General features: G+C 58.8%; 12 protein-coding genes. 1 reads left to right on the top strand and 11 read right to left on the bottom strand.

Annotated elements, in window-relative coordinates:
- From ACIP66_RS15955 to ACIP66_RS15920, 8 genes are all read right to left on the bottom strand, one after another.
- Positions 1-533 (bottom strand): sigma-70 family RNA polymerase sigma factor (locus tag ACIP66_RS15955; RefSeq protein ID WP_400649147.1); only part of this gene is annotated, 533 nt, incomplete at its 3' end.
- 190 nt (positions 534-723) lie between these two features.
- Positions 724-1,593, bottom strand: a complete 870-nt coding sequence (locus ACIP66_RS15950; RefSeq protein ID WP_400649088.1) for a peptidoglycan DD-metalloendopeptidase family protein — start codon at positions 1,591-1,593, stop codon at positions 724-726.
- 212 nt (positions 1,594-1,805) lie between these two features.
- Positions 1,806-2,441 carry a protein-L-isoaspartate(D-aspartate) O-methyltransferase gene (locus tag ACIP66_RS15945; protein WP_172680082.1) on the bottom strand — a complete coding sequence of 212 codons (636 nt, stop codon included), beginning with the start codon at positions 2,439-2,441 and terminating at the stop codon, positions 1,806-1,808.
- A 41-nt stretch (positions 2,442-2,482) separates the two neighbouring features.
- On the bottom strand, positions 2,483-3,232 hold the full coding sequence (surE, locus tag ACIP66_RS15940) for a 5'/3'-nucleotidase SurE (protein WP_008081730.1): 750 nt from the start codon (positions 3,230-3,232) through the stop codon (positions 2,483-2,485).
- Complete coding sequence (gene truD / locus ACIP66_RS15935; protein WP_212545330.1) at positions 3,220-4,278, bottom strand: tRNA pseudouridine(13) synthase TruD; 1,059 nt, start codon at positions 4,276-4,278, stop codon at positions 3,220-3,222. Before truD ends, surE begins: the two co-directional genes overlap by 13 nt.
- On the bottom strand, positions 4,275-4,748 hold the full coding sequence (gene ispF / locus ACIP66_RS15930) for a 2-C-methyl-D-erythritol 2,4-cyclodiphosphate synthase (RefSeq protein ID WP_159813111.1): 474 nt from the start codon (positions 4,746-4,748) through the stop codon (positions 4,275-4,277). Before ispF ends, truD begins: the two co-directional genes overlap by 4 nt.
- Positions 4,749-4,792: 44 nt before the next feature.
- Entirely contained in the window at positions 4,793-5,638 is an 846-nt protein-coding gene (gene fghA / locus ACIP66_RS15925; RefSeq protein ID WP_053117654.1) for an S-formylglutathione hydrolase, read from the bottom strand.
- Positions 5,639-5,703: 65 nt separating this feature from the next.
- The gene (locus ACIP66_RS15920; protein WP_007908835.1) at positions 5,704-6,816 is read right to left on the bottom strand and encodes an S-(hydroxymethyl)glutathione dehydrogenase/class III alcohol dehydrogenase; all 1,113 of its coding nucleotides are present in this window, start codon (positions 6,814-6,816) and stop codon (positions 5,704-5,706) included.
- Positions 6,817-6,932: 116 nt separating this feature from the next.
- On the opposite strand from ACIP66_RS15920, the gene ACIP66_RS15915 reads away from it, so the two are divergent.
- Entirely contained in the window at positions 6,933-7,829 is an 897-nt protein-coding gene (locus tag ACIP66_RS15915) for a LysR substrate-binding domain-containing protein (RefSeq protein WP_212549600.1), read from the top strand.
- An 87-nt stretch (positions 7,830-7,916) separates the two neighbouring features.
- Here ACIP66_RS15915 and ispD read toward each other — a convergent pair whose 3' ends face one another.
- The 3 genes from ispD to eno all read right to left on the bottom strand — a co-directional run.
- A complete protein-coding gene (ispD, locus tag ACIP66_RS15910; protein ID WP_053117650.1) occupies positions 7,917-8,624 on the bottom strand; it encodes a 2-C-methyl-D-erythritol 4-phosphate cytidylyltransferase in 708 nt (235 codons plus the stop codon).
- Positions 8,621-8,899 carry a cell division protein FtsB gene (gene ftsB / locus ACIP66_RS15905; protein WP_003222158.1) on the bottom strand — a complete coding sequence of 93 codons (279 nt, stop codon included), beginning with the start codon at positions 8,897-8,899 and terminating at the stop codon, positions 8,621-8,623. Before ftsB ends, ispD begins: the two co-directional genes overlap by 4 nt.
- 171 nt (positions 8,900-9,070) lie before the next feature.
- The coding region (eno, locus tag ACIP66_RS15900) for a phosphopyruvate hydratase (protein WP_400649086.1) at positions 9,071-10,305 on the bottom strand (1,235 nt) is incomplete at its 5' end.

The raw sequence follows: 10,305 nt of genomic DNA, 5'->3' as shown, positions 1-10,305 counted from the left end.
CCGATTTCTTCGGGTGAAGGTTCGTGGTCGAGTTTTTGCGTCAGCTCCCGTGCAGCCCGCAGGTACACGTTTAGCTCCTTGACCACATGAATCGGCAACCGGATGGTCCGGGTCTGATTCATGATGGCGCGCTCGATGGTTTGACGAATCCACCAAGTGGCGTAGGTCGAGAAGCGGAAGCCGCGCTCGGGGTCGAACTTTTCCACCGCGCGGATCAATCCGAGGTTGCCCTCTTCGATCAGATCCAGCAGCGACAGCCCCCGATTGACGTAACGCCGGGCGATTTTAACCACCAGCCGCAGGTTACTTTCGATCATGCGCTTGCGTCCGGCAGGGTCGCCACTTTGCGACAAGCGCGCAAAATGAACTTCTTCTTCCGGAGAGAGCAATGGGGAAAAGCCGATTTCGTTGAGATACAACTGCGTGGCATCGAGTGCCCGCGTGTAGTCGATGTACTTATGCTGTTTGAGTGTCGCAGATTGTCTGGATTTGGAACGAACGGAAGGCGGTGCAGCCCCTTCATCATTCGACATCGAAGAATCCGAATCGATGCCGGCCTCCATAAGGAGAACCTCATCGTCGATGTCAAACTCCGGCACTTCTTTACTGAGAGCCATTGTTATAGTCCTTTGGTGAGTTCGACCCCAAGCTCAAGCGACGCCTTTATCCTTGGCAACGCTGGAGCCTGTCCCCTCTACGCGACGGAACAGGCTGGATGACAAATCAACGTCGTGGCAGGAACTGCAGTGGATCTACAGGTTTACCTTGGCGGCGAATCTCAAAATGCAGTTTCACCCGGTCTGTACCCGTTGACCCCATTTCGGCAATTGTCTGTCCGACCTTGACCTGCTGACCCTCCCGAACCAACAGCCTGCGGTTGTGACCGTAAGCACTGACGTAGGTTTCGCTGTGTTTGATGATGACTAATTCGCCGTAGCCCCTTAAGCCACTCCCGGCGTAAACCACCGTCCCATCAGACGCAGCTAAAACAGGCTGTCCCAAATCCCCGGCGATATCAATTCCTTTATTCAAACTACCGTTTGAAGAGAATTTTCCAATGAGAATGCCATTAGATGGCCATCCCCAGCCGGTCGGGGCTGGGCCTGCAGGAGGAATCGGAGCGGGGGTTTGCTTATTCGCGACGGACGGTGCAGCGCCCGTAGAACCGGTGGTTGTGGTGGTCGTCGTGCCATTCGCCTGGCGCCGGATTACCGTGGTTTTGCTCGACGAAGAAGGCGAAGAACTCGAGTTGCTTACCACCGCGCTCGACGTTGAACCGGTGCGCCCGTCAAAGCGAATTGTCTGACCCGGATGGATCGTATACGGCGTAGGAATATTGTTCCGGGCGGCGAGGGCTTTGTAGTCCCAGCCGTAGCGAAAAGCGATCGAAAACATCGTATCGCCCGGACGGACTACGTACTGCCCGGTCGTCACTGTCGGACGCTGGGCGACCGCCTTGTTGCGATCGACGACACTCACGTTGCTCGATTTGGTGCTGGAGCAACCGACCAGCAAGGTGCTCAAGACAAGGCCAGTCACCAGGCGCTGAAAGCTCGTGTTACCCATACGCTGCGCAATGACTGTGAGACTCACCCGCCGCTCCCTTTGTGGTGGCTGAAAAATTTGGAATGCCGGATTTCGGCATGAACTATCGCAAGTATAACGGGCAGATTCGGCTTTACCCTTAATGAAGCGAAATCGCTTCACGCACACGTTTGCCAGCTGGCAATACGCTACGTTTAATCCGCTATCGCCGGTGTAAGACCGGAGCCGTTGAAAGGAATTCAACAGCAGCGAACAAATGCTCAGGCCAACGGCCCGTTGAGCAATGGAACGAAGCGCACCGCCCCCAGAACGTGACGGGAAAAACCGTTTTCTTCACGCACGATCAACAGCAATTGCTGAACTTCGCCGGAGCCGACCGGAATCACCATGCGCCCGCCCGGGGCCAATTGATCCAGCAAGGCTTGCGGCACATCGGTGGCCACGGCGGTTACGATAATGCCGTTGTACGGCGCCAGAGCCGGCCAGCCTTCCCAGCCATCGCCCCAACGAAACACCACGTTGCGCAGGTTCAGCTCGACCAGGCGTTCCTTGGCCCGATCCTGCAAAACCTTGATCCGCTCAACCGAAAAAACTCGCTCAACCAGTTGCGACAACACCGCCGTCTGGTAACCGGAACCGGTGCCGATCTCCATCACTTTATCCAGCGGCCCGGCCTCGAGCAGCAGCTCGCTCATGCGCGCCACCATATATGGCTGGGAAATGGTCTGGTTGTGGCCAATCGGCAGTGCCGTGTCTTCGTATGCGCGATGCGCCAGCGCTTCATCGACGAACAGATGACGCGGCGTGCGGCGAATCACTTCGAGTACCTTGGCGTTCGACACGCCTTCTTCATACAGACGCTGGATCAGGCGCTCCCGCGTGCGCTGGGAGGTCATTCCGATGCCGCTGCGCAGTCTGTCGTCGTGTTCGCGAGCCATCAGCGCAGTCCCTCCAGCCAGCCGTCGAGACTTCTGAAGGCATCGTTGAAGGTGCGATCAAGCTGCAACGGGGTGATGGAAACGTAGCCCTGCATCACCGCATGGAAGTCTGTGCCCGGGCCGCCGTCTTCGGCGTCGCCGGCAGCAGCAATCCAGTAACCGGCCTTGCCACGCGGATCGACCACTTTCATCGGCGCCGCCGCCCGGGCGCGATGGCCGAGACGGGTCAGCTGAATGCCGCGAATGTGATCGATCGGCAGATTGGGAATGTTCACGTTGAGCACCGTGCGCGGCGGCAGATCAAGCCCGGCGTGGGCCTCGACCAGTTTGCGCGCGAAGTACGCCGCTGTCGGCAGATTATCCACCTGACGCGAAACCAGCGAAAAAGCGAACGACGGACGTTCGAGGAAGCGCCCTTCAAGGGCCGCTGCCACGGTTCCGGAATACAGCACATCGTCGCCCAGATTGGCGCCGAGATTGATCCCCGACACGACCATGTCCGGCTGGCGTTCCAGCAAGCCATTGAGGCCCAGGTGCACGCAGTCAGTCGGGGTGCCGTTGAGGCTGATAAAGCCGTTGGCCAGGTATTGCGGGTGCAACGGACGGTCGAGCGTCAGCGAACTGCTGGCGCCACTTTTGTCCTGCTCCGGGGCGATAACCACGCATTCGGTGTAATCCGCCAGCGCAGCATAAAGCGCGGCGAGACCGGGTGCGGTTACCCCATCGTCGTTAGAAATCAGAATACGCATGGGCTGTCCGTCTGCCCCACCGGCACCAGATCAACGAGCTCGCGCACCAATACGGTGGCAAAGCATCCGGCCGGGAGGACGAATTCCAGTTGCAGAATGTCAGGCTGGGGATAATGCCACGTCAACCCGCCAATGGGCAGCCGCAGGATGCGACGCTCGTGGCTCATGCCGGCGTGAATCAACCAATCGCGCAGCTCCGCTTCGCGCGCGGCAATCCCCTGCTCCAGTTCATGGACAACGCCTGCGGTCGGCGAGTCACCTTCGCCCCACTGTGGGCCGGTCGGGTGCAGATCGAGAATCGCCAGACGCGGGTCGCTGCACTCAGCTTCACCGGCCGGAAAAAAGCTGCGACTGTCGGTAAACGCGAGCAGATCACCGACTTGCGCTTGCTGCCAGGTGCCATCGGCCACACGCGCCGCCAACACCTGATTGAACAGAAAACTACGCGCGGTCGACAGCAGACGCGAACGCACGTTGCGCTGCTCCGGCAAGGCTTTGCGCGCCGCCCATCCACGCGCATCAACGACGTTGCCGCCGTCATGGCCGAAACGCTGGGCGCCGAAATAATTGGGAATGCCTTGCTGGGCGATCAGTTGCAGACGCTGTTCAATCGCGTCTTTATCGCCAGCGAACTGGGTCAGGCGCAAGGTGAAACCGTTGGCCGAGTGTGCGCCGCGTTGCAGCTTGCGCTTGTGGCGCGTGGTCTTGAGGATCTTCAGCGTGTCGTTTTCCGCCGCCGACAGATCCGGATCAGCCTTGCCCGGCAATTGCACGCTGAACCACTGACGGGTCAGCGCCTGCCGATCCTTGAGGCCGGCATAGCTGACGGTGCGCAACGGCACGCCGGCAGCCTTGGCAATACGCCGTGCAGCTTCTTCAGTGTTGAGGCCACGTTTTTCGACCCAGATCCACAGGTGTTCACCGTCGCCGCTGAACGGGATGTCGAGGACTTCATCAACCTGAAAATCTTCAGCGATGGCTTTCAGTACCGCCGTGCCGAGGGGTTCGCCATAGGCACGCGGGCCGAGCAGTTGCAGTTCATTCATGCGCGCAGCAACAAGGCAACGGAGTGCACGGCGATGCCTTCTTCGCGACCGACAAAGCCAAGCTTTTCGGTGGTGGTAGCTTTCACGTTCACTTGATCCAACTCAACTTGAAGATCCGCGGCGATCAGCGCGCGCATCGATTCGATATGCGGGGCCATTTTCGGTGCCTGGGCAACGATGGTGTTGTCGACGTTGCCGACTTTCCAGCCTTTGGCGTGGATCAGCGCGACCACATGCCGCAGCAGCGCACGGCTGTCGGCGCCCTTGAATTGCGGGTCGGTGTCCGGGAAGTGTTTGCCGATATCACCCAGCGCCGCAGCACCGAGCAAGGCATCGCTCAAGGCGTGCAGCAGGACGTCACCGTCGGAATGAGCGAGCAGCCCGAAGCTGTGTGCAATGCGCACGCCGCCCAGAGTAATGAAATCGCCGTCAGCGAAACGATGCACATCATAGCCGTGGCCAATACGCATAAAAAAAACGCCCCGATTTTTGTCAGGGCGTGATTCTACCCGCATTAGCCCTTGAGGGCGCGTGCATGATGTTGCAAGTGGTCGTCAATGAAGCTGGCGATGAAGAAATAGCTGTGGTCGTAGCCCGGTTGCAGACGCAATGTCAGCGGATGGCCCGCTTGTTTTGCCGCTTGTTGCAGGGCTTCGGGTTTCAGCTGTTTTTCAAGGAAGTCGTCGCGATCACCTTGATCAACCAGCAGCGGCAATTGTTCATCCGCTTCAGCGATCAGTGCGCAGGCATCCCACTCCTTCCACTTCGAACGGTCTTCGCCCAGATAACGCGAGAATGCTTTCTGCCCCCACGGGCAATCCATCGGGTTATTGATCGGCGAAAAGGCTGACACCGATTGGTAACGCCCCGGGTTGCGCAGCGCACAAACCAACGCACCGTGGCCGCCCATGGAATGACCGCTGATGCTGCGTTTGTCCGACGCGGGGAAATGCGCTTCAACCAGTGAAGGCAATTCCTGCACGACGTAGTCATGCATCCGATAGTGCCGCGACCAAGGTTCCTGCGTGGCATTCAGATAGAAGCCGGCACCCAGACCGAAATCCCAGGCGCCATCCGGATCGCCCGGCACATCCGGGCCACGCGGACTGGTGTCGGGCGCGACGATGATCAGACCAAGCTCGGCGGCCATGCGCAGGGCGCCAGCCTTGTGCATAAAGTTCTCGTCGGTGCAGGTCAGGCCGGACAGCCAGTACAGCACCGGCAGTTTGCCACCCTGCTCCGCTTGCGGTGGCAGGTAAACGGCGAACACCATGTCGCAACCGAGCACGTCGGAGCGATGGCGGTAACGCTTGTGCCAGCCGCCAAAACTTTTCTGACAGGAGATGTTTTCCAGGCTCATGTAAAGACTCCTACGCGGTCACGGCAACACGCCTTCACGACGTGTCGCCATATCCCGGCGATTGATCAGAAATGAATGACGGTACGGATGCTCTTGCCTTCGTGCATCAGGTCGAACGCTTTGTTGATGTCTTCCAGGCCCATGGTGTGGGTGATGAACGTATCCAGCGGGATCTCGCCGCTTTGCGCCATGTCAACATAGCTTGGCAACTCGGTACGGCCGCGCACGCCGCCGAATGCCGAACCGCGCCAGACGCGACCGGTCACCAACTGGAATGGACGGGTGGCGATTTCCTGGCCGGCACCGGCCACGCCGATGATGACGGATTCGCCCCAACCTTTGTGGCAGCACTCAAGCGCGGCACGCATCAGTTGCACGTTGCCGATGCATTCGAAGGAGAAGTCGACGCCGCCATCGGTCATGTCGACGATCACTTCCTGAATCGGACGATCGAAATCTTTCGGGTTCACGCAATCGGTGGCACCGAGTTGCTTGGCGATCTCGAACTTGGCCGGGTTGATGTCGATGGCGATGATGCGCGCAGCCTTGGCTTTCACAGCGCCGATCACCGCAGACAGACCAATACCGCCCAGACCGAAGATGGCCACGGTGTCACCCGGTTTCACCTTGGCAGTGTTGAGCACTGCGCCAATGCCGGTGGTAACGCCGCAACCGAGCAGGCAAACCTTTTCCAGCGGTGCATCTTTAGAAATTTTTGCTACAGAGATTTCTGGCAGCACGGTGTATTCCGAGAATGTCGAAGTACCCATGTAGTGGAAAATCGTTTCGCCCTTGTAGGAAAAGCGCGAAGTGCCGTCCGGCATCAGACCTTTGCCTTGAGTCGCGCGAATCGCCTGACACAGGTTGGTCTTGCCCGACTTACAGAATTTGCACTGACCGCATTCCGGGGTGTACAGCGGAATCACGTGATCGCCAACGGCAACCGAGGTCACGCCCTCGCCGATGGCTTCAACGATGGCGCCACCTTCGTGGCCAAGGATCGACGGGAAGATGCCTTCCGGGTCTGCGCCGGACAGGGTGTAGGCGTCAGTGTGGCAAACACCGGAGGCGACGACGCGCAACAATACTTCACCGGCCTTGGGCATGGCGACATCGACTTCTACGATTTCCAGCGGCTTTTTGGCCTCGAAGGCAACGGCGGCGCGCGACTTGATCATGCTGACTCTCCAGTGAATCCAATGAATAAAAAAACCAGACAGCGAGTGTAGTTCAGCGCTGGCTGATGAATAATCCAGACAAATGCAAAATATTATTGCCGTACAGGGATAATCCAATGTCCGAGAACCGCTGGGAAGGCATCGACGAGTTCGTCGCCGTCGCCGAGTGCAGCCAATTCACCGCTGCGGCCGAACGCCTTGGGGTTTCTTCCTCCCACGTCAGTCGACAAATCGTACGACTGGAAGAGCGTTTGCAGACGCGTCTGCTCTATCGCAGTACCCGCCGGGTGACGCTGACCGAGGCCGGGCAGACGTTCCTCCAGCATTGCCAACGTTTGCAGGATGGTCGTGAGGAAGCATTGCGCGCGGTCGGCGACCTGACCAGCGAACCGAAAGGCATGCTGCGCATGACCTGCGCGGTAGCGTACGGCGAACGCTTTATCGTGCCGTTGGTGACACGGTTTATGGGGCTGTATCCGCAGTTGCGCATCGATATCGAGCTGAGCAATCGCCAACTCGATCTGGTGCATGAAGGGCTGGATCTGGCGATTCGGCTGGGTCGGTTACAGGATTCGCGCTTGGTCGCCGCACGGCTGGCACCCCGGCGCATGTACCTGTGTGCATCCCCGTCCTACCTCGAACGGTATGGACGCCCACACAGTTTGTCGGAATTGAGTCGGCATAATTGCCTGATCGGCAGCTCGGACATTTGGCAACTGGAACAGAACGGGCGGGAATTTTCTCAGCGGGTGCAGGGAAACTGGCGCTGCAACAGTGGGCAAGCGGTGCTGGACGCAGCGTTGCAGGGGGTCGGGTTGTGTCAGTTGCCGGATTATTACGTGCTGGAGCACTTGCACAGTGGCGCGTTGATTTCGCTGCTGGAGGCGCATCAGCCGCCGAATACGGCGGTGTGGGCGTTGTATCCACAGCAGCGGCATTTGTCGCCGAAGGTGCGCAAGTTGGTGGATTTTTTGAAGGAGGGGTTGGCTGAGCGGCCGGAGTATCGGAGCTGAAAAGCAAAAGATCGCAGCCTTCGGCAGCTCCTACAAAGGCATGCGAACCCATGTAGGAGCTGCCGAAGGCTGCGATCTTTTGATCTTTCAGCGGCGGTTAGCCCAACGCTGGCGCAACCACTCCAGATCTTCCGGCCGCGTCACCTTGAGGTTATCCGCGCGCCCTTCGATCAGTCGCGGTTTCAGCCCCGCCCACTCCATCGCCGACGCTTCGTCAGTGATCACAGCATCCGCGACCAGGCTGTCCGCCAACGCCCGGTGCAACGCCCCAAGACGAAACATCTGCGGCGTATACGCCTGCCAGATCACACTGCGATCGACGGTTTCAAGCACACGACCGTGCTTGTCGACCCGCTTCAACGTATCGCGTGCCGGCACGGCGAGCAAACCGCCGACCGGGTCATCCATCAGTTCAGCAAGTAACTTGTCGAGATCATCGCGACTCAGATTCGGCCGCGCCGCATCGTGCACCAGCACCCAATCGTCATCATCGGCACCCTGCGCATGCAAGTGCAGCAAGGCATTGAGCACCGAAGCCGATCGCTCGGCCCCGCCGTCAACCCGCTGAATTCGCGAGTCGCTTGCGCACGCCAGGTTCGGCCAGTAAGGATCATCAACAGCAAGACTGACCACCAGCCCTTGCAGGCTTGGGTGATCGAGGAAACAGCCGAGGCTGTGTTCGAGAATTGTGCGTCCGCCCAGCTGCAGGTATTGCTTGGGACGATCCGCGGCCATTCGGGCTCCGACGCCCGCGGCAGGAATCACGGCCCAGAAGGCCGGCAGGGAATTGATCATTGGGCCAACTGGTAAAGGGTTTCGCCGTCCTTGACCATGCCCAACTCATGGCGAGCGCGTTCTTCAACGGTCTCCATGCCTTTCTTCAGCTCGCTGACTTCAGCGTCCATCACCCGATTGCGCTCCAGCAGGGCTTCGTTCTCGGCGTGTTGATCAGCAATCTGCTGATTCAGCTCGGCGACTTGCGCCAGACTGCCATTGCCCACCCACAGGCGGTACTGCAGACCAGCCAGCAGCAAGAGCAAAACGAGAAACAACCAGTAGGGACTGCGCATCGAATATCAGGTATCCAGTGAAAAAAGACAGCCATGCCAAAACTTTGAAGCATCTGATAGCACGAAGCCTGGAAGATCCAGGCTTGTGCATATAAGGCATCAGATTAGTGGCAAATCCATCGCTGTCACGACTTTTCCGACACAATCCGGTGTCTTTTTACCATCTACGGCTTAACCGCGAAACTCGGAGCGACCGTTGTACTTGGCTTTGCCATTCAACTGCTCTTCGATACGCAGCAGTTGGTTGTACTTGGAAACGCGGTCGGAACGGCACAGCGAACCGGTTTTGATCTGGCCAGCCGAGGTGCCCACAGCCAGATCGGCGATGGTCGAATCTTCGGTTTCGCCCGAACGGTGCGAGATCACTGCAGTGTAACCGGCAGCCTTGGCCATCTGGATGGCTTCCAGCGTTTCGGTCAGAGTGCCGATCTGGTTGAACTTGATCAGGATCGAGTTGGCGATGTTTTTATCGATGCCCTCTTTCAGGATCTTGGTGTTGGTCACGAACAGGTCGTCGCCCACCAGTTGCACCTTCTCGCCGATCTTGTCGGTGAGGATTTTCCAGCCAGCCCAGTCGGATTCGTCTAGACCGTCTTCGATCGAGATGATCGGATAACGTTCGGTCAGGCCTTTCAGGTATTCAGCGAAACCTTCAGCGGTGAACACCTGGCCTTCGCCGGACAGGTTGTACTTGCCGTCTTCGTAGAATTCGCTCGCCGCGCAGTCCAGCGCCAGGGTCACGTCAGTGCCCAGCTTGTAACCGGCGTTGGCCACTGCTTCGGAGATCACTTTCAGCGCGTCTTCGTTGGAGGCCAGGTTCGGTGCGAAACCGCCTTCGTCGCCAACGGCAGTGCTCAGGCCACGGGCCTTCAGCACAGCTTTCAAGTGATGGAAAATCTCGGTGCCCATGCGCAGACCTTCCGAGAAAGACTTGGCGCCAACCGGCTGTACCATGAATTCCTGGATGTCGACGTTGTTATCGGCGTGCTCGCCACCGTTGATGATGTTCATCATCGGCACCGGCATCGAATAAACACCCGGAGTGCCGTTCAGGTTGGCGATGTGAGCGTACAACGGCAGATCCTGATCCTGTGCAGCAGCCTTGGCCGCCGCCAGGGACACGGCGAGGATGGCGTTGGCGCCCAGGGTCGCTTTGTTTTCGGTACCGTCGAGCTTGATCATCGCGTGATCCAGCGCTTTCTGGTCGCTTGGGTCAGTACCCAGCAGCAGATCGCGGATCGGGCCGTTGATGTTGGCGACTGCTTTCAGTACGCCTTTGCCCAGATAACGGCTCTTGTCGCCATCACGCAGCTCGAGCGCTTCACGCGAGCCAGTGGATGCACCGGACGGCGCGCAAGCGCTGCCGATGATGCCGTTGTCGAGAAGCACATCCGCTTCCACGGTGG

It is taken from the genome of Pseudomonas sp. NPDC088429 (genome assembly GCF_044753305.1).
GTDB lineage: Bacteria > Pseudomonadota > Gammaproteobacteria > Pseudomonadales > Pseudomonadaceae > Aquipseudomonas > Aquipseudomonas rustica.
This window is presented reverse-complemented; position numbering and strand designations above follow the sequence as displayed.

Coding starts and splice junctions, on each gene's coding strand:
- ACIP66_RS15945 (WP_172680082.1), bottom strand. CDS start 2,441: ATGACCTCCCAGCGCACGCGGGAGCGCCTGATCCAGCGTCTGTATGAA.
- surE (WP_008081730.1), bottom strand. CDS start 3,232: ATGCGTATTCTGATTTCTAACGACGATGGGGTAACCGCACCCGGTCTC.
- truD (WP_212545330.1), bottom strand. CDS start 4,278: ATGAATGAACTGCAACTGCTCGGCCCGCGTGCCTATGGCGAACCCCTC.
- ispF (WP_159813111.1), bottom strand. CDS start 4,748: ATGCGTATTGGCCACGGCTATGATGTGCATCGTTTCGCTGACGGCGAT.
- fghA (WP_053117654.1), bottom strand. CDS start 5,638: ATGAGCCTGGAAAACATCTCCTGTCAGAAAAGTTTTGGCGGCTGGCAC.
- ACIP66_RS15920 (WP_007908835.1), bottom strand. CDS start 6,816: ATGATCAAGTCGCGCGCCGCCGTTGCCTTCGAGGCCAAAAAGCCGCTG.
- ACIP66_RS15915 (WP_212549600.1), top strand. CDS start 6,933: ATGTCCGAGAACCGCTGGGAAGGCATCGACGAGTTCGTCGCCGTCGCC.
- ispD (WP_053117650.1), bottom strand. CDS start 8,624: ATGATCAATTCCCTGCCGGCCTTCTGGGCCGTGATTCCTGCCGCGGGC.
- ftsB (WP_003222158.1), bottom strand. CDS start 8,899: ATGCGCAGTCCCTACTGGTTGTTTCTCGTTTTGCTCTTGCTGCTGGCT.